Source organism: uncultured Phascolarctobacterium sp. (assembly GCF_934190775.1).
In the GTDB taxonomy this organism is placed as follows: Bacteria; Bacillota; Negativicutes; order Acidaminococcales; family Acidaminococcaceae; genus Phascolarctobacterium_A.
Genome location: NZ_CAKPTG010000009.1, coordinates 78,707 through 101,133, shown reverse-complemented (window position 1 = coordinate 101,133; position 22,427 = coordinate 78,707). Strand labels below are relative to the sequence as shown.

At 46.2% G+C, this 22,427-nt stretch carries 22 protein-coding genes and 1 tRNA gene; 10 read left to right on the top strand and 13 right to left on the bottom strand.

Annotated features, from left to right (window positions below; genetic code table 11):
* The first annotated feature begins 206 nt into the window (after positions 1-206).
* Both Q0G26_RS06695 and Q0G26_RS06690 read left to right on the top strand, forming a co-directional pair.
* Positions 207-419, top strand: coding sequence for a DUF2922 domain-containing protein (locus Q0G26_RS06695; RefSeq protein WP_293829272.1), 213 nt, complete (start codon positions 207-209; stop codon positions 417-419).
* Positions 420-624: 205 nt separating this feature from the next.
* Positions 625-804, top strand: coding sequence for a YvrJ family protein (locus Q0G26_RS06690; protein WP_293829271.1), 180 nt, complete (start codon positions 625-627; stop codon positions 802-804).
* 84 nt (positions 805-888) lie between these two features.
* Here Q0G26_RS06690 and dcuC read toward each other — a convergent pair whose 3' ends face one another.
* From dcuC to Q0G26_RS06655, 7 genes are all read right to left on the bottom strand, one after another.
* Positions 889-2,145, bottom strand: a complete 1,257-nt coding sequence (gene dcuC, locus Q0G26_RS06685) for a C4-dicarboxylate transporter DcuC (protein WP_293829270.1) — start codon at positions 2,143-2,145, stop codon at positions 889-891.
* Between the two features lie 174 nt (positions 2,146-2,319).
* Positions 2,320-4,329, bottom strand: a complete 2,010-nt coding sequence (locus tag Q0G26_RS06680) for a sulfatase-like hydrolase/transferase (RefSeq protein ID WP_293829269.1) — start codon at positions 4,327-4,329, stop codon at positions 2,320-2,322.
* Positions 4,330-4,368: 39 nt separating this feature from the next.
* On the bottom strand, positions 4,369-5,310 hold the full coding sequence (locus tag Q0G26_RS06675) for a diacylglycerol kinase family protein (protein WP_293829268.1): 942 nt from the start codon (positions 5,308-5,310) through the stop codon (positions 4,369-4,371).
* Positions 5,311-5,312: 2 nt separating this feature from the next.
* Positions 5,313-5,750 (bottom strand): GtrA family protein, encoded by a 438-nt coding sequence (locus Q0G26_RS06670; protein ID WP_009146463.1) that lies wholly within the window; start codon positions 5,748-5,750, stop codon positions 5,313-5,315.
* Positions 5,751-6,012: 262 nt separating this feature from the next.
* The gene (locus tag Q0G26_RS06665) at positions 6,013-6,510 is read right to left on the bottom strand and encodes a PepSY domain-containing protein (protein ID WP_293829267.1); all 498 of its coding nucleotides are present in this window, start codon (positions 6,508-6,510) and stop codon (positions 6,013-6,015) included.
* A 90-nt stretch (positions 6,511-6,600) separates the two neighbouring features.
* Positions 6,601-8,922: an autotransporter outer membrane beta-barrel domain-containing protein gene (locus Q0G26_RS06660; RefSeq protein WP_293829266.1), complete on the bottom strand. Its 2,322-nt coding sequence runs from the start codon at positions 8,920-8,922 to the stop codon at positions 6,601-6,603.
* Positions 8,923-9,056: 134 nt separating this feature from the next.
* Entirely contained in the window at positions 9,057-9,287 is a 231-nt protein-coding gene (locus Q0G26_RS06655) for a hypothetical protein (RefSeq protein WP_293829265.1), read from the bottom strand.
* Positions 9,288-9,369: 82 nt separating this feature from the next.
* On the opposite strand from Q0G26_RS06655, the gene Q0G26_RS06650 reads away from it, so the two are divergent.
* Complete coding sequence (locus Q0G26_RS06650) at positions 9,370-10,320, top strand: DUF362 domain-containing protein (RefSeq protein ID WP_293829264.1); 951 nt, start codon at positions 9,370-9,372, stop codon at positions 10,318-10,320.
* Positions 10,321-10,371: 51 nt separating this feature from the next.
* Here the strand turns inward: Q0G26_RS06650 and Q0G26_RS06645 are convergent, their stop codons facing one another.
* The gene (locus Q0G26_RS06645; protein ID WP_293829263.1) at positions 10,372-11,637 is read right to left on the bottom strand and encodes a metallophosphoesterase family protein; all 1,266 of its coding nucleotides are present in this window, start codon (positions 11,635-11,637) and stop codon (positions 10,372-10,374) included.
* A 270-nt stretch (positions 11,638-11,907) separates the two neighbouring features.
* Here Q0G26_RS06645 and Q0G26_RS06640 point away from each other — a divergent pair, with 270 nt between their 5' ends.
* The 7 genes from Q0G26_RS06640 (at position 11,908) to Q0G26_RS06610 (ending at position 17,191) form a co-directional block, all read left to right on the top strand.
* The gene (locus tag Q0G26_RS06640; RefSeq protein ID WP_009146451.1) at positions 11,908-12,090 is read left to right on the top strand and encodes a 4Fe-4S binding protein; all 183 of its coding nucleotides are present in this window, start codon (positions 11,908-11,910) and stop codon (positions 12,088-12,090) included.
* A 19-nt stretch (positions 12,091-12,109) separates the two neighbouring features.
* Positions 12,110-13,249, top strand: a complete 1,140-nt coding sequence (locus tag Q0G26_RS06635; RefSeq protein ID WP_293829262.1) for a 2-oxoacid:acceptor oxidoreductase subunit alpha — start codon at positions 12,110-12,112, stop codon at positions 13,247-13,249.
* Between the two features lie 30 nt (positions 13,250-13,279).
* Positions 13,280-14,116, top strand: a complete 837-nt coding sequence (locus Q0G26_RS06630) for a thiamine pyrophosphate-dependent enzyme (protein WP_365688239.1) — start codon at positions 13,280-13,282, stop codon at positions 14,114-14,116.
* 2 nt (positions 14,117-14,118) lie between these two features.
* On the top strand, positions 14,119-14,649 hold the full coding sequence (locus Q0G26_RS06625; protein ID WP_021720380.1) for a 2-oxoacid:acceptor oxidoreductase family protein: 531 nt from the start codon (positions 14,119-14,121) through the stop codon (positions 14,647-14,649).
* 371 nt (positions 14,650-15,020) lie between these two features.
* Positions 15,021-15,923, top strand: coding sequence for an HlyD family efflux transporter periplasmic adaptor subunit (locus tag Q0G26_RS06620; protein WP_293829261.1), 903 nt, complete (start codon positions 15,021-15,023; stop codon positions 15,921-15,923).
* A gap of 44 nt (positions 15,924-15,967) precedes the next feature.
* A complete protein-coding gene (locus tag Q0G26_RS06615; RefSeq protein WP_293829260.1) occupies positions 15,968-16,723 on the top strand; it encodes a tRNA threonylcarbamoyladenosine dehydratase in 756 nt (251 codons plus the stop codon).
* Between the two features lie 393 nt (positions 16,724-17,116).
* Positions 17,117-17,191 (top strand) — tRNA-Gly (locus Q0G26_RS06610).
* Between the two features lie 275 nt (positions 17,192-17,466).
* On the opposite strand, the gene Q0G26_RS06605 is transcribed toward Q0G26_RS06610, so the two are convergent.
* The 5 genes from Q0G26_RS06605 to Q0G26_RS06585 all read right to left on the bottom strand — a co-directional run bounded on the left by Q0G26_RS06605 (position 17,467) and on the right by Q0G26_RS06585 (position 22,410).
* Positions 17,467-18,804: a DUF445 domain-containing protein gene (locus Q0G26_RS06605; protein ID WP_293829259.1), complete on the bottom strand. Its 1,338-nt coding sequence runs from the start codon at positions 18,802-18,804 to the stop codon at positions 17,467-17,469.
* A 1-nt stretch (position 18,805) separates the two neighbouring features.
* Positions 18,806-20,011, bottom strand: coding sequence for a DUF445 family protein (locus Q0G26_RS06600; RefSeq protein ID WP_293829258.1), 1,206 nt, complete (start codon positions 20,009-20,011; stop codon positions 18,806-18,808).
* Positions 20,012-20,202: 191 nt separating this feature from the next.
* On the bottom strand, positions 20,203-20,496 hold the full coding sequence (locus tag Q0G26_RS06595; RefSeq protein WP_293829257.1) for a helix-turn-helix transcriptional regulator: 294 nt from the start codon (positions 20,494-20,496) through the stop codon (positions 20,203-20,205).
* 237 nt (positions 20,497-20,733) lie between these two features.
* On the bottom strand, positions 20,734-21,528 hold the full coding sequence (locus Q0G26_RS06590; protein WP_293829256.1) for an ATP-binding cassette domain-containing protein: 795 nt from the start codon (positions 21,526-21,528) through the stop codon (positions 20,734-20,736).
* Complete coding sequence (locus Q0G26_RS06585) at positions 21,529-22,410, bottom strand: ABC transporter permease (RefSeq protein ID WP_366517750.1); 882 nt, start codon at positions 22,408-22,410, stop codon at positions 21,529-21,531.
* Positions 22,411-22,427 lie beyond the last annotated feature (17 nt).

The window sequence follows — 22,427 nt, the reverse complement described above, 5'->3', positions numbered from 1 at the left end:
ACAGTTCCCCCAAGGGGGAACCAAGAAAGTTAGCGTAATGCTACATCTTGCCTGCCCCTCGGGGAAGGTGCCGAACGAAGTGAGGCGGAAGGGGGTAGCTTAGGCGACTGTCGCACCAGCGACTAAAGGGAGTAGCTAGGGCGACTAAGGCCAATAACCCAAATTTCCAAACCAAAAATTTTCACCAAGTAAAGGAGACAAAAATCATGGAAAAATCCCTGCAATTAGTATTTAAAAACGCTGCTGGCAGCACCAAACTCATCACCATCGCCAACCCGAAAGATGGTCTGACTAAAGCTCAAACTGACGAAGCAATGCAAAAAATCATCGCAGCCAACGTCTTCAAAACCCTCGGCGGCGACCTGGTGCAGGCAGTTGAAGCCCGTGTGGTCAACCGTAACGTCGAAGTTTTGAACTAAGACAACCCTTCCGTCTGCTCGCAAAGCTCGCAGCCACCTCCCCTTTCAGGGGAGATATAAACTACTTGCGAAACACAACCATTAAAATCACCACTAACCTTTATATGCTCCCTGAAAGGGAGCTGGCATCGCCAAAGGCGATGACTGAGGGTTGTGTATGCGACAAGAACTGACTGAAGGTTGTCCCCCCTAAGGAGTGATTCTCATGGAATTTGAAAGACTGCTTTCCGCAGCAGCGGATTATGGTTTTCCCATGCTCGTCAGCTCGTATCTTCTGGTCCGTATGGAAGGCAGAATAGAAAAGCTGAGTGCTAATATCGAAAGCCTCACCCATGTGCTGCAGGACCGACTGGTTATGCAATTTCCGTATGTAAAACAGCAATAAACCCTAGCTGTACGTAAAAAAAGACCTGCAGCTTGACTCTCATCAAGCCGCAGGTCTTTAATATTTACCCGCAACGTTTTTAGATTAGAACAGCAGCAGAATCATGCCTACAACCAGCGCCAGGGTAATACCTAACGCATTACGCTTGCAAACATCCATCGGGTCTACACCGGCGATGCCTGCGCAGATAATAGTAGCACCGGCAATCGGGGAAATAGTACGGCCGAGAGTACCGCCCAAAGCTGCAATGGAACCCATGTTCATGGTTTCCAGACCAAACTGTGCCGCATGCGGAGTAACTGCTTCGTTAAACGCAACGGTTGCAGCGTCACCGGAACCGGAAATAAGTGCCAGCACAAACGGACCGAAGGTAGCAGCAATTTTAACAATACCGGTAGAATTCAGCATCCAGTTAATCAGCGCCTTAATCAGTCCCAAAGCATTCAGGCCTGCTACGAAAACGCCTACGGAAATAATAATACCGATGATATTAGCATAAGCATCGCCCATGCCGTCAAAGAAGCTCTTAGTCAGCTCAACAGGATTTTTACGGGTTACCGCCAAGGACAGGATTGCACCGATAACCATAGCGTGGGGTACGCCCATTTTCAGTGCAGGCACCAGTTTAGTGCTGCCAAGCAGCAGAATGATAACCGGAACCAGCGGCATGATAGCAAAAAGCGGATTGATGCCGAAGTTTTCGTCAACACCGGCTTCACCTTCCGGCACAAAGCCTCTGTTTTCTTTCAACACAACTGCGAGAACGGTCAATACAGCAGCAGCAATGATTACGCCGACTACGGTTGCCATCATATGATTAGCAATTACATCAGTAACCTGCACGCCTGCCAGCTTAGCGATAACGGCGTTATGTACCAGACCGGGGTTCAGCATACTGCCATAAGTACCGGATTTAACGGCAGCAGCAGCCATTGCCGGATGAATGCCCGCAGACATCATAATCGGAATAAAAATTACGCCTACCGCAGCACTGCAGCCTGCAGCACTGGGGATAGCAATATTAACAACAAAGGTTGCCAGCGTAGCGCCGGGAATGAGCAAAAAGCCCATTTTTTTCAAAACCTTACCGATAGCGACAACCAAATGCTTGTCGCAGCCGGTGTACTTCATGCACCAGGCAAAGCCCATGCAGGAACAAACAGAAGTAATCAGACCGGCATTAGTCATGCTCTTGGCAAAAGCATCAAGAGAAGCCATCGGCTTGCCGGCAATGCAGCACATCAGAATACCAGCGGCAATCAATACCATTCTGGATTCATGTCGTTTCAATAAAAGATAAATTACACCGATAACAACGAGTGCACCAATTATCAGAAACATCTTCATTTCCTCCATAAAATTATTTTTTTGCATTAATATTATATGTGATAGAACTGCTTTTGAAAAGTGTAACAGCATGTGTATACAATATACTTGCTTTCTGTAGCTAAGTTTATATAGCAAAAGTATAAATACCGTCCCACATTTCTGTGAAACGGCATTTTTTAATAATTTTTATTGGTGCCACAAGCCATAATAATGAATAATATAGTTTGTTAAAGCATCCTCATATTCTGTGTCCGGTACAGGCTTATCCATCTGGTCGACAAAATGACGCTCATCCGACCAGTAGAACGCTTTACCGCCAAAGTAGCCTAAGGCATAGGGAATATCCGTAGGCTGCAGAAGATTGCGGCCCATGAATTTTTCCGGCACATCAATGCCCAGCAGATATAAAAGCGTCGGTGCCAGATCAATCTGCGAAGCATATTCATTGGTGCGCAGATTATTGAGCGGTGCCAGATTCTTCGACACAAAAATCAGCGGAATCGGTGCAATACTCTGCTTATCATCAGCCTTGGTAACGAGCTTTGTGTACTCGCCGCCGCTGTGCGGATTATGGTCACTCGTAATGATGAACAGCGTTCTGTCATCCATCAGGCCACGCTTCTGTGCTTCCTTAAAGAAATGCTCCAAGGTTTTATCAACCCAATATACGCCTCGTACCGTAATAAATGTGTTGCTGCGTACCTTATCCGGCATTTCGTTCCAGCTGAAGCCTGTATAAGGATAAGGCTGATGCATATCCAGCGTTTTGGTAACCATCACCAGACGGTCATTCTTCGCTTTGGCTTTTTCCAGCAGCTTCAGTGTTTCCTCATACATTACGTCATTATGGAAGCCCCATCCGCTGGCACCTGTATAGCCCTGCTTTTCCAGGTATTCCTTGGCATAGTATTCGTTCATGCCGAACTGCGTAGGATATTCGCGCAGCTCGTTGGCATAATACTGGCTGGAGGCATTCATGAAAATGCCGCGCATTCCCTGCGCCTGTACACTGCGGAACAGTGAGGGCGTATTTTTGCCGGGAAGACCCTTATCCATAATCAAATGCGAACGGAAGGTAGCATTCAGGCCCTGCGTTGTCGGCACAGCAGAGGAATAATACCTGTTCATATGCGGATAACGGATAACAAGACTATTCAAGAACGGAGTAGCTTCTTCGGGAATATCATGGTTATAGTAGTTGATGTAATCACGGTGCATGGATTCCAGAATCAGCAGAACAACTCTGTCATACTGCGGTTTGATTTTGGCAATCTTTGCTTTAGGCTCATCAATGCCCATTTCCGTCAGACGTGTTTTATCCTTGGCAGTCAGCTCGCGCTGCTCCACATGCTTGCCGCCGGCAATTTTATCCGTATCAAAAATTGCCTTGCTGACGAAGTTCACGTTAACCGGTACGGAAAGCATATTGCGATAGTTCATACGCGTCTTTTCGTTCTCAACCTCAGCGTACATACCGATAACATTTTCCACGCCGTACATGCCGGCATAGCCAAGCAGTCTGTCGGTAAGGTTCAAGCCCAAGGTGAACATGGCCACGCACAGCAGCGACCAGGCAAAGTTAGGCTTACGCTTTTGCGGCTTCGGTACATAAAACAGCAGTAAAATCACCACTATGCTGATAACAATACCGGCAATCATCGTGTTGCTCATCGTCGCAAAAATACCTTTAACAGCATAGATATTCAGGTTTTGGAAGAGAACGCTCTCCACGTGCATGGAGGTCTGCCAAAAATAGAAGCCGTCAAAGACTATCGCCAAGGCAGAAAATACATAAACAGCAAAATAAAGGATTTTCATCCCGATGTTGGGCCATTTATGGTAGCACATCGCCATCAGCAGCACTACAAAAATGTTATTGTTAATACCGGCAAGCACGGACAGGCTTGTCTGCAGGCCTTTATCCAGGCTAAGCTGATTAACCATGAAAAAGGCTTCGAAAAGATACAGAATACCGATGACAATAACAGGAAAATAGCGCTGCAATCTGTCCGGCACACGCTTGCGCCGATAATACAGCACATACACTATCTCTGCCAAAACACAGTCACGCAGAAGATGATCAAAAATCTGAAAGCCAAACTCGTTCAGCGGAAAGGGGTGCGTCCCGCCGAAGCTCTGCCAGGCAAAAAATCCTTCTACTATACAGGCCGCAATAATAAAAATCAGCCAGCCCATTTTTCTACTAATCCTATTCACCTTACACCATTTCCTTGCTTACGCCAAAAACTTAATAGGCTCGGACTCCATCTCGATTAAAAGCGGAGCAGTTGTTACAGCATCTCCATCAAGCTCTGCTGCAAAATTCTCTTCATTGCAGCGTATTTCCATTTTTTTCGCTGCACGGATAATAATATCATTATCCAACGTCAGCGCCTCCATAGCAATGCAGGCTGCATAACGGATAAAATCCCCGCGCTTATCCCCGGTAAACAGCGCCGCATGTAAAAGGGGGGATGACAGTGATGCACCGTTAAAGAGGTTGTAACGTCCGGCATAATAACGGCTCTTGCCTACGATAACAGAGGTTGCATCATACCACTGTTCTTCATCATCAAAACGCACCTGAAAGCGGTAACGCCAGTTGTTAAACAGAAATTCCTTACGCATAATCTCTGTTCCCTGCCAAACATAAGCGAGCTTGTTGAGCAGCTTTTTCTCCTTTTCGGTCACCTTGTCTACTACAAGGGAATCAAAGCCTATACCGGCAACCGTCAGGAAAACATTGCCGTTGGCGCGTCCCAGATAAACAGGCACCTCTATACCTTTGGATACTCGCTTAAACCATTTATGCGGATCCGCCTTCAGCAGCAGCTCCTTAGCCACCAGATTTACCGTACCGGCAGGAAAAACGCTGATGTAAGGCACATACTTGCGATTAGCCAGCTGTTCAATCATCGCTCTGATTGTGCCGTCACCGCCGGCAATTATCACCCAGTCAACCTTTTCCTCAACTATTTCCGCAGCAATCTGCGGTATCTGGTCAAAGAAGCGGATATCTCGCATTTCTGCATTTTTAGGTCCTACTAATTCCTTCACCAGCTTATAGGTTTCATTTACCTTAGCCATCATACTGGCAAAAAGCTGCTTACCGGAATTACGGTTATACAAAAGCACAACCTTCTTAAATTTTTTTACGTCTACATATTCTCCAGGCATATCTAACTCCTAAAAATCCATTTTTTACGTGAGAGATAGTTCCATACAACAACAATACAGCTTGTCAGCACCTTAGACAGCATCGGCTGCCAGTCAAGCAGGCTGACAAAAATATACATCAGCAGCAGGTTAAATGCCAAGCCTATACAGCTTACCAAAAACACCAGGCTAAGCTCCTTGCCGCGTTTGTAACGGCTGCCGCTGTCAAAAACCAGAACATTGCCCAAGAAATAATGATAGAGTGTTGCCAGACAAAAGGATAAGGCTGTTGCCAGCATAGTCAGCAAGGTCAGGCTCAACCCGGTTAAAAGATAGTGGAAGAAAATGTAGAACAAGGCCCACTCCACCAAGGCCGCCGTGCCACCGACAAACAGATACAGCAAGAGCTTAATCAGCTCGCTGTCTGTATAATCAACACCAAATAATATTTTCCTGCGCATAGCGTACTCCAGTCATAGTATAATAGCTTATTATATCATCTTTAAGCGAAGTTTTCAAAGCTTTCCGGTAGGAGATACCGATGGAGAAAGATTTATATAATTATTGAAAAAACGTGCACTGCCCCAGGAATAATCACAAGCTCATTATTGTCGCCTTACAGCTTTTTAATAGCATCTGAATTTAACTCAAACCCAAGAATAAAGATTGTAAAAATAGAGCGATGCTTTCGCACCGCTCTAGAAAATGTATAGAAAATTATTCTTAAAGGCTGTATTTTACCTCTTTATCCAGCACTACACCAGTTTCCGGATTAATATTCATCTCACCACGCAAACCAGAGGCACTGAATTTCACTTCATATTCATATAATCCACGTTCTCTGTCCAATTTCAGTTCATAAATCGACACGTCACCAACTTCTTTAGCAACAATTGCTTTTACATCATCTTTGGACAAGATTACATTAGCGCTGCCGCCCAACGCTTTTCTTTCCATATTATATTCTTTGATTTTACCATTTACCTGATATACATCAATTTCATATTTTGTCTGAGTAGCAGTATCAAAAAACTTCACTTCATAATATGGTTGCATTTTTTGCAATTCTGCTTCAGTATGCAGGTATGTACTACCTGAGGGAACTTGCTTTTGCGCAATTGCACGAGCTTCGTCCGCACTAATCAGATTAGCAGCAAATGCTGTAGCAGAAATTGCCAAAACAGTCAGTGCGCCAGTAATAATAGCTGTTAATTTTTTCATGAGATAAACCTCCTTCAATGTGAAAAGTTAAACCATATTTAAAGTATACTAAATTTCTAGGATTTATATTGTGAAGTCTTTGTGACTTCTTTAGAAGCTCCAACGTACGCCAGCGTTCCAATCCCAGTTCTTTTTATACTCTCCGCCGACTGCACGCTCGATGTCAAAGTACACATAGCTATCTTTGCCAGTTTTTACGCTCAAGCCTGCGCCATAATCAAACCAGCTGCTGCCAAAGCGATCGCTTGCACCTAATCTTTCGCCGCTCTTCAGATCCGTCATCTGTATATCATAGTTGCCTAAGAAATCGTGATTTATACTTGCTTTAACATAGAAGTTTACTTTATCACTCACTTCTCTGCCAATGTTCAAACCTAAGCGGCCAATCAGCGCAGGCATGTTCTTTTGCTCCACGCGGATGTTGTTGGATGTGGTAAAGTCGTTGCCAAACATGTAACCAAGCGTTACCTCGCTCTGCGGTTCGATATACCAGCCATGCTTCAATTCGTTTTTACGACCATATTCCGCACTCATGCTCAACGCATTGTTGCCATATTTGCCGTTGATAGCATTGCCCTGTGTGTCCGCAACATGGAAGTCATTTTTGTACTTGTCAAATCTGCCAACCAAGTCTAAATAGTGACCGCTCTCGTACATTTTAGTCTGGTACACGCCCAGCCCCATGCTCTTCATTGTACCTGTGCCACTATCAAAGGACAAGCTGCCTTTTCCGTATTCTGCTGCTACGCCAGTATAAGTGGTTTGCTTATCATCCTTGCTCGTCACAGCGTCGTAACCAAGTTGATAAGTTTGCTGCTTGTTGGTGTAGCTGCCATTGCTGCTGTGCCTGCCAAACTCGCTGCCCTTCGTGCGCACCCAAACGCCCTCATTGCCAGCACCATTCAGACGCAGCTCTCCCATACGCTCATTAAACTTGTCGGTATCATTGCGCCAGGTGTCGTAACCTGCAGTGATGGTGGAGAGAAGGGTGGTCACGGAAGTGGTGGGAGCGCTTTCTTGTGAAAAGCCTGTAATTATCCATCTTGTCCATTCACCTAAGTTACCACCTTGACCCATTGGACCTATATAATCATCATAGTCTTGCACTTTTTTGGCTTCCAAATCATAATTCGTCCAAGAAAGAGCACCTTCTGTCTTTTTAACATTGAAAGTTCCTTGTTCATTCTTAACTTGTACCAAAGCTCTTCCGATGACTTTTGAAGTATCTTCACTTATATTAGTTAAAATTAAACTTGTATCGCCAATATGTTCTTTATTTATATAAATAAAATCACCATTATAATTAGTTGTATCTACATACGGACAGCCATAATTTATTTCTTTGCTGCCATCAAACGCCATTTTTATAATACCGCCATCAGCATTAAAGGTTCCGCCATCAACATAGTAGTTGTCGAATTCATCTTTAAAATATCGTATAATAATTTTTTTGAAATTACTCCCATTATTAATACTATTAAAATCAATTACAGAAGAATTTAGTAAATTTAAATTGCCCACATAAGAATCGGCTTCATCAGATCGCATCGTCCATTGAGCCCCATCATCAAAGGTATAAGAGTTAGTAACATGAAAACTGGTAGTGTTATATAATGAACCATTTAAATATGAGTCTTTGCCATAAAAACTCATTGTGAAATTGCGATAACTATCGGTAATTCCCTGCATGTCTGTGTAAAGCATTACTCTTCCATCAATTTGCAGTATACCTTTCTTATAATCTTCTTCCTGATTTATTTGAACCATAGGAGATAAGGTTATATGATCTCCTGATAAATGAATTTTTTTAGCATTTATATTGATTATTGGATCACCCAATCTGGATTGTCCATTTCTAAAATTTTTTGCTTCAAAATTATCTGCATAAATATTAATACTAGCCCCATCAGTATCATTCATACCATTATTACACTGTAGACCACCCATCATTTTGATATTATTGATAGGGTTGTCTTTCGTACCTAAGTTAATATGTTTTCCTCTAGCTACAGTAATACTATGCAGACCAGTGCCATAAAGCTCCTCTGCTTTCTCAAGATCAAAATTTATTGTCAGGTTTTTCGTCAAAACGGTATAGTTGTAATTACCATCCAAAAATTGTGACCTATAATAGCCTGAAACTGTAGAATTTTTATCATCCCACACTATACTATCAAAACTTTCTCCGTTATCATTTTCAAAATAATAAACACCATCGTGCTCTTTTAAGTGATGGCTATTGCCAGCAATTGTCGGGTCATAAGTAGCAGTGTCTCTTGCATCCATTTTTAAATTTTTGCCATCTGCTGAAATAGTTATAATGCTGTCTTCCGCCCACGCCTGTCCATAGCAACTCATCGAAAGCAATATCGCCGCTGCAAGCGCTCTTTTTTTCTTCAAATCAACTTTCATTTTCATCATCTCACCTTTATTTTAAATTTAGGTTGTAAGGCAACCTAGAACCTCATCTGATTATCTTTATTTTCTTACCTATGCGTTCCAGTTTTTCAGCTAATTCCATAGCACTCCCACTCTCGAGAATAATTTTAGGCCATTATAACACATCTGCCCCCCCCGCAAGACTGTACCTTGTTTTTGTTATTATATTTTTTATTTTTCTCGGCAAATTTTACATTGTTTTTATTTTTTTGCCACACATCGCCCCAACGTTCGCCCAAGTCTGCGCAAAAAAATGCCCCGAAACGATATTGTTTCAAGGCAAGAATATATAAAACAAGTGCTGCCCCGTTTTTGTAGTATGAGTTAGTAGTTAACATTCACCACTAAACTTCCATTTTTCTCTTGACTTAGAGTATACTTCAGGTATTAAAATATAAGTAACTAAATTATAGGAGGTAGATGAAATTGACACAAGAATTTGCACAAGCCCCTGTAGTAGGCTGCAAAAAAGTTTCCGAAAACGATAACGCAGGCTCACATGCCAAAGTATACTTCACCAAACACATTGATGCAGAGCATCTCATCAAATTATATGATTTAATCAACGAAAGCATTTACGGCAAGGTTGCCATCAAGCTGCATACCGGCGAAAAGCACGGCCCCAACATTCTGCCGCGCGAGCTGGTGAAAGCACTGCAGCAGCAAATCCCTGACAGCACCATCGTCGAAACCAACACCCTGTATCAGGGCGACCGCTATACCACCGAAGAGCATCTGGATACATTGAAGGTTAACGGCTGGACCTTCTGCCCTGTTGATATCATGGACGCAGAAGGCACTGTAAATCTGCCTGTCCGCCACGGCAAGCATTTCAAAGAAGTTTCCATGGGCAAAAACATCGTCAACTACGATTCCATGCTCGTTTTAACACACTTCAAAGGTCACGCTATGGGCGGCTTCGGCGGCTCCATGAAAAACCTTGCTATCGGCTGCGCTGACGGACGCATCGGCAAAGCACAGGTTCACGGTGTAGATAAGGATAACCTGCCTACGGACTGGAACGTATGGCCCGGCAAGGAGCTGCTCATGGAAAACATGGCTGAATCCGCTAAGGCTACCATTGATTTCTTCGGCAAGCACATCGTTTACATCAACGTCCTGCGCCGCATGTCCGTTGACTGTGACTGCGCCGGCTTAAGCGCAGAAGAGCCGACCATCCCTGATATCGGCATTCTCGCTTCCACCGACATTTTGGCTATCGACCAGGCTTCCGTCGATCTGGTATATGCCAAGGAAAGCAACCATGACCTCGTTGAACGCATGGAAAGCCGTCACGGCCTGCACCAGCTCACCGCTATGCGCGAGCTGAAAATGGGCAATGACAAATATGAACTGATTGAGCTTGATTAAGCGCAATCAAAAAGGCTGTCGCATTCACTATTGATGCGACAGCCTTTTTGCTTATTTAGTTAATTTCACTTCGTCAAACTGCTTGCCATCCGGCAGAAAGGCTTTAAACTCCAATGTTTTCTCATCTACCTTCAGCGTCATATAATTGGCAGTTTCCGGCTTCGGCGCTGTTGCCGCATCCCATTCAAAATCGCCCCACAGCTTAGGATAACGCACACTGCCGGCCACACCTGTCAGGATATAGGTAACACCCTCGCCCTGCGGTGCAGGCGCAAAATTCTGCAACGGCACACGACGGCGATAAGTATGCAAATGCGCCGTCAGCACCGCATCCACCTTGTATTTTTCAAACACCGGCATCAGCTGATAGCTGAAATCAAGAAAATGCGTCTTGGTCTGCGCTCTGCCCGACTCCGGCCCGAAACCGTAGAGAAAGATATCGCGGTGCATCAGAACAACCTTCCACTGCGCCTTGCTCGCTGCCAAATCCTTTTCCAGCCAAGGCAGCTCGTCTGCCAATAAATCAGGTTGGAAATTTTCCATCTCCGGGAAGTTGGTATCCAGCACTACAAAATGTACAGGACCGTAATCAAAACTGTAAAACTGATTCGGATATTTTTCCAGACCGTTTTGCGGCACATTGAACAAATGCGTATAGCTTGCAGGCAGGCATTCCTTCCACTCCAGGCTGTACGCCTCATGATTGCCGAGGAGCGGTGCTAGCGGAACAGCATCACTGAATACGCTCACGCTGTTGAACCACGCCCGCCATTGGCTTGCATCCTGTCCGTTGTCCACCAAATCGCCCATATTCACGTAAAACGCACTTTCCGGATGACGCTTGTACGCTTCACGCGCCAGTTGCTGCCAGCCGCTGTAATTGGCACTTTGCGAATCTGGGAAGATTAAGGCAGTAAAGCCTGCGCCGCTTTCCGTCTGCAGCTTGTGCCAACGCCCTTTATTCTGCGCTGTGTTGATGCGATATTCATAAGCACTGCCCGACACCAGGCCGCTAAGACGCGTAGTATATTGAATAATACTGTTCTTATCCGTGAAGCTGCTGTCTGTTGCCTGCACTTGCTTTATATCCTTGCTGCCCTTTAAACGGTACTCCAGCGTATAAGGCTGCTTCACCTTCGCTTCCCACATAATCGTGCGCCCTGTTTTGTTATCCGTAGCTACAAGCTGACGCGGATTGGTAATAGCAACGGCAGTATCACTGCCCTGCACTTCGCTGTCGGCGTTCTTAGCGCAACCGCTTAAGGCCAAAGCCGCAACGCACAGTGCAAGCAGCAAAAATTTATATTTCTTGCTCATACGTATCTTCCTTTCATGTTGTTTTCGCTTCTAGCATAACACTTGGAGTACGGTCGAAGTCAAGATTTTTTCCAACAGTCTTACTTAAAGTTACAATAACATTATCTTTTTCACTCTACAAAACCTTATAGAATTTATTCATGACCTAGTAAAAGATAATTTGTGAAAAGCTGTCAAAAAGACTTTCATTAAACGCTATTTTTGATATAATATAGGATGAAGCTATCGCATGCTGTTATTTTAAACAAGGTATCATAAGGAGGAGACCATATGAGCTTAAAAATAATTACTAAGCGTTGCAAAGGCTGTGGTATTTGTGCGGCCTTCTGCCCGAAAAAAGTTCTGGCAGTCAGCGAAGTCGGCAAAGTCGAAGCCGTTGCTGAAGAAAATTGCATCAAATGCGGACAATGCGAAATGCGTTGCCCCGACTATGCCATCTTTGTAGATAAATAAAAAAGGAGTGAGTCAACCCATGTCAAGAATCCTGCTGTTACAAGGTAACCAAGCGGTTGTTGAGGGTGCGATTGCTGCCGGTGTAAAATTTTACGGCGGTTATCCGATCACCCCTTCTACCGAAATTGCTGAACAATTAGCTCTGCGTCTGCCGCAGGTTGGCGGTAAATTTATGCAGACTGAAGATGAAATCGCCGGTCTCGGCACTGTTATCGGTGCATCTATGGCCGGTAAAAAGGCTATGACCGCAACCAGCGGCCCGGGCTTCTCCCTGAAACAGGAAATGCTCGGCCTCGCCTGCAGCGCCGAAATCCCCTGCGTTATCGTTAACGTACAACGTGTAGGCCCCGCAACCGGCCAACCGACCTCCCCCGCACAGGGCGAGGTTATGCAAACCCGCTGGGGCACCCACGGTGACCACTGGCTGATTACTGTTTCTCCGTCCAGTGTTCCCGAATGCTTCGACCTGACTTTGCGTGCAGTAGCATTGAGCGAAAAATATCGTTGCCCGGTTATTCTCCTGATGGACGAGGTTATCGGCCATATGCGCGAGAAAATCGAGCTTCCCGACAACTATGATGAAATTCCGCAGGCAGAACGCAAGCGCCCGACCTGCGCACCAGAAGATTATCTGGCTTACGGCTGCGAGGAAGGCTCCAAGGTTCCTGCTATGGCAGACTTCGGCAGCGGTTACCGCTGGCACGTATCCGGTCTGGTACATGACGAAACCGGTTTTCCGAAGGGCACCGGCGAAGCAACCCGTACCTCTCAGGACCGTCTGCGCACTAAATTAGAAGATAACTTAGACGACATCGTACAAGTAGAAAACTATCGTATGGAAGATGCCGAATTTGCTGTTGTAGCCTTCGGCGGCGCTGCCCGCACTGCTTATGAAGCAGTTGACATGGCACGCAAGGAAGGCCTGAAGGTTGGCTTCGTCCGCCCGATTACTATCTGGCCGTTTGCCGAAAAACAGATGCAGGAGCTGGCAAGCAAGGTTAAAGGCATTCTCGTACACGAGCTGAACTGCGGCCAGTACGTTCTGGAAGTTGAACGCGCTGTAGCAGGCAAGGTTCCTGTAAGCCTGTACGCTAAATACGATAACGAATCTGCTACTCCGGCCGAACTGTTAGCTGAAATCAAAAAGGCTATGGCCTAACGGATGAGAGGAGAAAAAACGATGAGTGAAATGGAAAATTTAATCAATAAATATTTCCGCCCGGGCCGTCTGCCTCACATCTGGTGCCCCGGCTGCGGCAACGGCGTTATCACCGGCGCCATTGTAAAAGCAATTGATAAGCAAGGTCTGGAAAAAGACGACGTTGCAGTAATCAGCGGTATCGGCTGCTCCAGCCGTTCCTCCGGTTATCTGGACTTCAACACCGCCAACACTCTGCACGGCCGTGCTCTGCCGATTGCTACCGGTGTAAAAATGGCTAACCCTGCACTGAACGTTATCGTTTGCAGCGGTGACGGTGACTGCACCGCTATCGGCGGCAACCACTTAATTCATGCAGCACGCCGCAATATTGATTTGACTCTGGTTGTTTTTAACAACAGCATTTACGGCATGACCGGCGGTCAATATTCTCCGATGACCCCGATTCATTCCAAAGCAACCACTGCTCCGTACTACACTGTTGAACCGAGCTTCAATCTGCTCGACCTGGCAAAAGCTGCCGGTGCAACCTATGTAGCACGCGCAACCACCTACCATGTTCCTGTACTGGTCGATGTTATCGCTAAAGGCATTGCTCACAAGGGCTTCTCTATCATCGAAGCAGTAAGCGCTTGCCCGATTTCCTTCGGCCGTCAGAACAAGATGGGCGGACCTGCTCAGATGATGGCTTGGCAGCGTGACCATGGCGTTATGAAGGCTGTTTGGGACCGCATGGATGAAGAGAAAAAGGCAGAAGCAATTGCTGCCGGCAAATTCCCCATCGGCGTTCTCTATGAAAACAACGACGTTATGGAATACACCAAGGCATATGACCAAATTATTCAACGTGCACAGGAGGGTAAATAATTATGAGACATAGCTTTCGTTTCTCCGGTACCGGTGGTCAGGGCCTGATCACTGCAGGTATTATTTTAGCCGAAGCTGCCCTCTTAGATGACAAGCTGGCTGTACAATCCCAATCCTATGGCCCGGAAGCCCGCGGCGGCTCCTCCAAGGCCGAGGCTATCATCAGCGACGAGCCCATTTATTTCAGCCGTGTTATCTGCCCGGATACTCTGCTGGTAATGAGCCAGGAGGCTGCCAACAAATTCATTGCCGACTGCGATGAGCATACCACTGTTATCACCGATACTCTTTTCGTAACTGATGTTCCCGGCAAGTACGGTAAACGCGTTGACCTGCCTATTACCCACACTGCCAACACTGTTTGCGGCAAGACTCTGTTTGCAAACATTGTTGCTTTGGGCGCAGTAGTTGCACTGACAAAATGCGTTTCCAAAGAAGCAATTCTCAAGGCTGTGCTGAACCGCGTTCCGAAAGGAACCGAAGAAGCTAATACCAAGGCTCTCGAAGCAGGTATGGCACTGATTGAGAAATAGAATCTGACCTATACAATTAAAGCTGTTGCTTTCGGCATTCACGCCGGAGGCAGCAGCTTCTTTTGTGTGCAAAAGTTTCTTGTATACTGGAAATTCTTGCTGTTTTCGCGAAAAGTTTCTTGTATACTGGAAATTCTTGCTGTTTTCGCGAAAAGTTTCTTGTATACCAGAAACTCTTGCTTCTTTGGTTAAAAGTTTCTAGTACACTGGAAACTCTTGCATTATTTTTTGTTTCGGCATTCACGCTGAAGGCAGTAGCTTTTTAATTTTTCGCGAGCTAATTATGCAAAATGTCATGCAAATGCCACAAACTTACGCTATAATATACAAGTACAATAGGCTTTTAACTTCAATGAAACGAGGAATCTACTATGAAGATATTAAAAATATTATGTTATATGGCAGCCGTCTGCCTCACAGCCTTCAGCCTAAGCGGCTGCAGTCTGCAAAAGGCTGCGGGCAGCCTGGGCAGCGGCACAATAAGCATCCCGACCTACGCCATCAAAGCACCTGCCGCAGGCAAGCTCATAGGCCTTATCAGCGAAAAAGGCGAACGCATCAGCAAGGGGCAGCCGCTTTTTGCTATAGGTGACGCACAGCTTGATAAGCAGGTTAAGGACCTGGCAACGCAGGTTGCCAAGGCCGAAGCAGATTTAAAGCGTATGCAGCAGGGCACACCGACGGCAGCACCGGTTGCTGACACCTCTCTGGCGCAGGCCAACGTAGCGGCGGCACAGCAAAAGGCCGCGAAAATGAACAGCCTGCTGGCGCAAGGCGCAGTTTCACGCAATCAGGCACAAGCTGCCCAAGACGAGCTACAGCGTGCTATCGCGCAGCTGCAGGCAGCAAGCAGTGTAAGCGTCAGCTTCAAGCCCGTTTCTCCGGCAGAAATCGATGCGCAGCAAAAGCTCATCGTCCAGCTCAAGGCACAACAGGCAGCTGCAATGGCACAGCAGGAAAAAAATGAAGGCAACAGCCCCTGCACCGGCATCATTACCGATTTGCAGGCTGCCAACAACGCTACCGTCCAAAAGGATCAGGTAATCCTGCACATCAAGGCTGTCGACAGCTGCAGTATAACGCTTAATGTCAGCGCAGCGCAGGCTAAGGAGCTTAAGGCAGGTATGCCGGTAAGCATTAAGGCCGCCGAAACCCCTGCCCCCTTCAGCGGTAAGATAAGCAGCATTGACGGCACCAAAATCACTGTTACTTCGGACCAGAAGCCCGAGGATCTTAAGGACGGTGTAAAGGTAGAAGTCAGCTTAGCAGTTTAAGCTTCCGATATCCAAACCAATAAATACCACGCAAGGAGATTCATATGCTTAACCAATTTTCACGTACAGAGCTGCTCTTCGGCAGCGAAGCAATTACGCGTCTGCAGAACGCTCACGTCGCTGTTTTCGGTATTGGCGGCGTAGGCGGTTATACAGTTGAAGCACTCGCCCGCAGCGGCGTCGGCAGCTTTGACCTCATTGATAACGATACCGTTGCCCTCACCAATATCAATCGTCAGATTATCGCTACCCTTGATACTGTCGACCAGCCTAAGGTGGAAGTCATGGCCAAGCGTATTGCCAGCATCAATCCCGATGCCCAAGTAAATTGCCGCCAATGCTTCTTTTTACCGGAAAATCAGCACGAATTTGATTTCTCGCAGTATGATTACGTTGTTGATGCGGTAGATACCGTGGCAGCAAAAATTGCTATCGTACTTGCAGCCAAAGCAGCAGGCGTGCCGGTTATCAGCAGCATGGGAGCAGGCAACAAGGTTAATCCTGCCATGTTTGAGGTAGCAGATATCTATAAAACAAAGGTCGACCCATTGGCACGTGTTATGCGCCAAGCCATGAAGAAAAACAACATAAAAAAGCTCAAGGTTGTTTATTCACAGGAGCTACCGCTTTTACCTATAAATGAAGAAATAGAAAGCGAATGTCACGCTGAAGCACCCAAACGCCGTGCGCTTCCCGGCAGCAACGCCTTCACACCTTCGGTAGCAGGGCTGATTATTGCCTCCGAAGTCATCAAGGACCTGGTAGGCTGGGATGACAGCCACCGCAAGGGATTAGCTTAACAAAAACAGAATTACAGGCAAAATAAAAACGCCTCTGCCCACAGCTCAAAGCGTGGTCAGAGGCGTTCCCTCATTACAATTATTCAAAGATGCACATAACAGTCAGGACGCCTAAGAAAACTAAGCTAACACCAGCGGCACTAAACATAGTAACTCACCTCCATGCATTCGCACTTTTTATTTTTATTTGACGCTGTATTTTTACAGCCTGTGGGGTTTTTCCCTCATCTGCTATCTATTATAGCACGTTTTTGTATTTTGTATACAGTATTCTCGAAAAAATTTTAAAGTTTTTCTGACAACTACAATTGCTCGTCTTTTAGCTATCTGCACTGCCGCATACTTGCAACTTTACCTGTTATAGTATATAATAGCGTTATGGTATTTTTATCTGCGGGTATAGTTCAGCGGTAGAACATCAGCTTCCCAAGCTGAGTGTCGCGAGTTCGATTCTCGTTACCCGCTCCATTTACGTTTATCAGCTTCAAGCCTTCGGCTTGGAGCTTTTTTATTTGCGCTCACATAAAAAAGTCTGACGACAAAGCATTTATTGCTTATCGTCAGACTTAAAATTATCGGGAAATTTATATGGCAAGGCATTTGTGACAATGCATACGGTGCTTATCCTCAGACTCAAAGGCTGGCGAGAAAGTGCCGGAGACGAGGAACTAATGCCGCCGGCGTACTACTGCTACGTCAAGGCATTCGTGACGAAGTATATGGTGCTTTATCGCCAGCCTTCCTCACCAGGCACATTTAAGAATATAAAACAAAGCTCCCAAAAACGCACCCATCACCGTACCATTAAGGCGAATACGCTGCATGTCTGTATCAACCTTACTGCGCACCATCTCCGTCAAACGTTCATCGGCCATTGCCTGCAAAATACGCTCCACGATATTTCCCAGCATCGTCTGCGCCTGCAACAGCCCCAGGCCAAGTATATGCTGCAGATACGCCTCAGCCTTAGCCTTAAACTGTGCGTCGGAACGTAAATCAGTTTCAATAGTTTCCAACGCCTCTGCTATAGCCTGCTGCAGAATCGTCGGCCGCGCTACCGCGCTGCCTTCCTGCGTCTGCGGACGGCACAAGGCCTTAATCATATTATCCAAAAGCTGCTGCAAAGCAGGCTGCAGGGAAATATCACGCAGAGCACGCTGCTGCAGTGACTGCACCAGCTCACACCACTGCTCCGTGCCATAAACGCTGGTTACAACGCGCTGCAGCTGCGTATACAGCCAGCAGCGCCACTGCTCGTCATCCTGCAAGCGATGCGCCGTTGCTAGCAGCGCTCTGCAGACAGCATCTGTTGCATCATCAACATTGACTACGTCCAGCTTCTTGGCTGCCCACAGCTTCAAACTGCTCAAAAAGCCTTCACTACTGCGCTGCTCAACCTGCTTTTGCAGCTCACTGTGCACACGCTGCCTGGTCGCTGGCGCTTCTGCCAATGCTGCCAGCTGCTGCAAAAGCCATTCATAGCATTGTTCGTCCTGGCGTTGTGCAGCCAAAGCTTTAAATAACTTATCAAGCTCTGTATTAGCCTCAACATCAGCCAAAGCGGTTTTTATTTTCCCCTCAAGCTGCCTGCTTAAAGCCAGCGTATCTAGCTTATGCAGAACACCCTCGGCAAAGTCGGTCAATAATCCTTGCAAACGCGCCTTATTCTGAGGCTTTTCCAGATAAGCCAGCAGCTTGTCCAAAAGCACCAGCTGCTTTTTCTGCAACAGCAGCGTTTTTTTCGTTAAAAATTCCTGCTGCACCATTTTGCTGCAGCCACGTACAAAACCATCACGATTGCGTGGCAAAATCGCCGTATGCTTAGCCATAAATGGCAGCAAACGGCAAATCCATGGCACCTCAAACACTGCCGTCACCGCAAACCAATCAGCAAAGCTGCCAACAAGCGCGGCTTCCGCCATATAATAACCCAAAACCAGCCAGTCCCAGCTCAGCTCGCCAAAAATTCCCATATACTGCCCGGCATAATACAGCCGCAAATACAGGAAAAGCAGATAAACTAAACCTGCAGCCAGAAAGGCACTGTCTGCATACGTCCAATGTTTTTTCCAGCTATGCATCCTAGCTCACCAGCCTTTCTGCCAACGTCGCAATAACAAACAACACCGCGCCTAGCAAGCCACCGATACAAGTGCCGCTCTTGCGGATATTTTGTAAATCATCGCCTACACGCAGCTCCATTTTAGCAATCAGGTCGTTCTTATCATAGCTTTGCAGCTTCTGCAAAACTAAATCATATACCGTATCATGCTGCATTGTTAAGACCTGTAGCAGCAACTCCTTAAGTGCATGATCAAGCTTGCCTTGCTCCACCTCGCTGTTCGCCAAAAGCTGCAGCCTGTTTTGCAGCAGCTGCAGCAAAATATCAACATCCTGCGTCTGCAGCAGCTCCTTGAAAGCCAAGGCCTTCGCTGTCGCCATCTGTGACAGCTTACCGTTTAGCCAATCTGCAAAAGCAATATCATGACGGTAATCCTCCATGCGCGCCAACAGCCAATTATCAAGCTGTCGCCGCAGCTCACTTGCAGGATCTGCCAAGGCGTCCAAAGTTTTTTCCAGCTCCTGCACAAAAAGCGGCACCAGCTTTGCAGCCTGCCCGCTCACAAACAAATTGCGCAGCAGACTGTCCTTGTTGTATTCTTCCTCCGCCATCTGCGCCAAGCCTTCAAGCAAAGCGGTAAATTCTGCCTTATGCAAAATCTGCTTGGCATCCTGCGCCAAAAGCTGCCAAAGACCGTTAAAGCTGCCGTTGGCCACAGCCTTCTGCAGTGCGTCCACCAAAATCTCCGGAATACGCAGGCTGGCAATATATTTAGGCAGCTCTTGCAAAAGCAGCTGTTCAGCCTGGCTGGTATTGAGTGATTGCAGCGCATGCTCCGCCAGCGGCCGCACCGTTTGCCACAGACGCTCCACATTCTGCTGCTGCGCAAAATGCGCCAGCAGCAGCTTGGCAAAATTTTCGTCAGCAACAGCCTGCATAACATTTTCTGCCGTCAACAGGTCATTACTCACAAAATCCGCTAAGCCTGTTGTCAATCTTTCATAATTATTACGCAGTACATCTGTTCCCGGCGCGTTAATACCCATGGGACGTTTGAACAATGCCGTCACGCCCCACCAGTCTGCCAAACCGCCAATCGTCGCAGCCAATGCCGTGTGATGTACAAAATCAGCCGCCAGGCTGGACTGCGCCCAAGGCCAGGCGCAGACAGCGGCAGCTGCGGCGCCGGCCAGCAGGCAGTGCGCCTGTGTTTTTACTGTAGCCATAATCAATCTCCTATCAACAAACGCTTTATCTATTATGTTATAGAATTTCTTTACTCTTATTTTTAATTATAGCACAAAGCAGATAACAGCGTAAGCAAAGGCTTATAATATAAAAAAGCTGGTGCAAGTACTCTCACATACCTTGCGCCAGCTAATTCTATTTTCTATCTCCTCGTAAAGCGAAGTGCTTATTAACCTTTTTGTTTTAACAACTTTACAATTTGCAGAACTTCTTCAAGACTGATATCTTTCTCTTTAGCCTCAGCCTGTTCATCTAAATCAACAAAGAAACTGCTCATATTGCACTCCAACAGGCTATGCAGTTTAAGCAGATTCGGCAGAGTTACAGGAACACGGCCACACTCTATATTACACAGGTGTGTCTGGGAAATTCCCATTTCCTTTGCCAATCCGGTTTGTGTTAGATTTTTTGCAGTACGCAGTAAACGAATTCTGCGACCAATAAGTTTAATTTCTTCTTGCAATTTCCTTGCACCGCCTTTCGGTTTACTTACGATAAATTATTTTAAACTAATAAAGCACTTATTTAAAGTTTACCACGTTTTTCAGATTTAGCAAGAGTTTTTTTGTATATTTTATTTACTTTTCTCTATATTTCGCTCATAACTATATGAACTTTTCAGCAAAATATTAAATTTCATTTTCGATGCCACATTTATCCTTACAAAAAATACTTTTGTTTTTGCAAGCAGGAATTGCTATCAACCAAGCAGTAAGCGGTCACTGGCCATCTCAGCACCGCTGGCCTTTTCAAACATATCCAGCAGGTCGGCTATTTGCAGATGTTGCTTTTCTTCTCCCTTGACATCAATGATTACTCTGCCATTATGCAGCATGATCAGACGATTGCCATAACGCAGCGCATCACGCATATTATGAGTAATCATCAGCGTTGTCAACTGATCGCGGGTTACAATCTTTTCCGTAAGAGCTAGCACCTTAGCCGCAGTTTTCGGGTCAAGCGCTGCTGTATGCTCGTCCAGGAGCAACAGCTTAGGTTTTTTTAGCGTTGCCATCAAAAGTGTCAGTGCCTGACGCTGACCACCGCTCAAAAGGCCGACCTTCGCAGTCATTCTGTCTTCAAGGCCCAAATCCAGCTCCTTCAGCAGCTCATAAAAGCGGTCGTGCTGGTCACTGGAAAGACTCCAGCCCAAACCAGGAGTTTCGCCACGGCGAGCCGCTAGCGAAAGATTTTCTTCTATCATCATACCGGCAGCAGTACCAAGCATCGTATCCTGGAACACACGGCCGATATATTTGGCACGCTTATGCTCCGGCTTTTTGGTAATATCCTCACCATCGATAATAATCTTGCCCTTATCTATCGGGAAAACGCCGGCAATCGCATTCAGCGTAGTAGATTTGCCGGCACCGTTACCGCCGATAACGGTAGCAAAATCACCAGGCTCCAGATGCAGAGATAAATCCTGCAGAGCCTTCTTTTCATTGATAGTTCCGGGGAAAAATGTTTTGGAAACGTGTTCTACATGCAGCATTTAACGCACCGCCTTTCTGGCACCGAATTTACTTTTAATCAGCGGCATGGACAAAGCAATTGCTACCAGCACTGAGGTAAAGAGCTTCAAATCATTTGGCGGCATACCCATAGCCAGTACAACTGCAATTACAATACGATAAACTATAGAGCCTAAAACTACAGAAATCAGACAGTTTTTAAAGCTGCGTGTACCAAAAAGCACCTCACCGATAATAACAGATGCCAGACCGATAACGATAGTACCGGTACCCATACCAACATCAGAAAAGCCGTTGGACTGTGCAACCAGAGCACCGGAAACTGCCACCAAACCATTGCTGATAAGCAGACCCAGGATAATAGTTACGTCGGTATCTACGCCCTGAGCACGAATCATCTGCTGGTTAAAGCCGGTAGCACGGATAGCAGCGCCAATCTGCGTACCAAAGAACCAATACATAAAGCAGCCAACCAGAACAGTAACAACCAGGCCAACAACAAGCGTTGTCTGTGCCATAGTCAGATCCAGCATAGACTTGGCGATTTTAAAGGTAGTATCTACACCAAGCAAAGATAAGTTAGCCTTGCCCATAATGCGCAGGTTAACGGAATATAAAGCAATCATGGTCAAAATACCGGCCAGCAATGCAGGTATTTTCATTTTAGTATGCAAAATACCGGTTATAATACCTGCCAGCATACCGGCAACGCAGGCACCCAAAAGTGCGGCCAAGGGTCCAAAGCCTGCTACCATCATGGAAGCAGCTGTTGCCGCACCCAGCGGAAAGCTGCCTTCTACCGTCAAATCTGCAATATCCAGCACTCGGAATGTTACATATACACCAAGAGCCATCAACGCCCACAGCAAGCCCTGTGCCACTGTAGGTATCAGCAAACTAATCATTCCCAATTCCTCCC

What these genes read in the sequence shown, in the direction of transcription:
- Q0G26_RS06695 (WP_293829272.1), top strand. Translation starts at nt 207, where the DNA reads ATGGAAAAATCCCTGCAATTAGTATTTAAAAACGCTGCTGGCAGCACC.
- Q0G26_RS06690 (WP_293829271.1), top strand. Translation starts at nt 625, where the DNA reads ATGGAATTTGAAAGACTGCTTTCCGCAGCAGCGGATTATGGTTTTCCC.
- dcuC (WP_293829270.1), bottom strand. Translation starts at nt 2,145, where the DNA reads ATGTTTCTGATAATTGGTGCACTCGTTGTTATCGGTGTAATTTATCTT.
- Q0G26_RS06680 (WP_293829269.1), bottom strand. Translation starts at nt 4,329, where the DNA reads ATGGGCTGGCTGATTTTTATTATTGCGGCCTGTATAGTAGAAGGATTT.
- Q0G26_RS06675 (WP_293829268.1), bottom strand. Translation starts at nt 5,310, where the DNA reads ATGCCTGGAGAATATGTAGACGTAAAAAAATTTAAGAAGGTTGTGCTT.
- Q0G26_RS06670 (WP_009146463.1), bottom strand. Translation starts at nt 5,750, where the DNA reads ATGCGCAGGAAAATATTATTTGGTGTTGATTATACAGACAGCGAGCTG.
- Q0G26_RS06665 (WP_293829267.1), bottom strand. Translation starts at nt 6,510, where the DNA reads ATGAAAAAATTAACAGCTATTATTACTGGCGCACTGACTGTTTTGGCA.
- Q0G26_RS06660 (WP_293829266.1), bottom strand. Translation starts at nt 8,922, where the DNA reads ATGAAAGTTGATTTGAAGAAAAAAAGAGCGCTTGCAGCGGCGATATTG.
- Q0G26_RS06655 (WP_293829265.1), bottom strand. Translation starts at nt 9,287, where the DNA reads ATGTTAACTACTAACTCATACTACAAAAACGGGGCAGCACTTGTTTTA.
- Q0G26_RS06650 (WP_293829264.1), top strand. Translation starts at nt 9,370, where the DNA reads ATGAAATTGACACAAGAATTTGCACAAGCCCCTGTAGTAGGCTGCAAA.
- Q0G26_RS06645 (WP_293829263.1), bottom strand. Translation starts at nt 11,637, where the DNA reads ATGAGCAAGAAATATAAATTTTTGCTGCTTGCACTGTGCGTTGCGGCT.
- Q0G26_RS06640 (WP_009146451.1), top strand. Translation starts at nt 11,908, where the DNA reads ATGAGCTTAAAAATAATTACTAAGCGTTGCAAAGGCTGTGGTATTTGT.
- Q0G26_RS06635 (WP_293829262.1), top strand. Translation starts at nt 12,110, where the DNA reads ATGTCAAGAATCCTGCTGTTACAAGGTAACCAAGCGGTTGTTGAGGGT.
- Q0G26_RS06630 (WP_365688239.1), top strand. Translation starts at nt 13,280, where the DNA reads ATGGAAAATTTAATCAATAAATATTTCCGCCCGGGCCGTCTGCCTCAC.
- Q0G26_RS06625 (WP_021720380.1), top strand. Translation starts at nt 14,119, where the DNA reads ATGAGACATAGCTTTCGTTTCTCCGGTACCGGTGGTCAGGGCCTGATC.
- Q0G26_RS06620 (WP_293829261.1), top strand. Translation starts at nt 15,021, where the DNA reads ATGAAGATATTAAAAATATTATGTTATATGGCAGCCGTCTGCCTCACA.
- Q0G26_RS06615 (WP_293829260.1), top strand. Translation starts at nt 15,968, where the DNA reads ATGCTTAACCAATTTTCACGTACAGAGCTGCTCTTCGGCAGCGAAGCA.
- Q0G26_RS06605 (WP_293829259.1), bottom strand. Translation starts at nt 18,804, where the DNA reads ATGCATAGCTGGAAAAAACATTGGACGTATGCAGACAGTGCCTTTCTG.
- Q0G26_RS06600 (WP_293829258.1), bottom strand. Translation starts at nt 20,011, where the DNA reads ATGGCTACAGTAAAAACACAGGCGCACTGCCTGCTGGCCGGCGCCGCA.
- Q0G26_RS06590 (WP_293829256.1), bottom strand. Translation starts at nt 21,528, where the DNA reads ATGCTGCATGTAGAACACGTTTCCAAAACATTTTTCCCCGGAACTATC.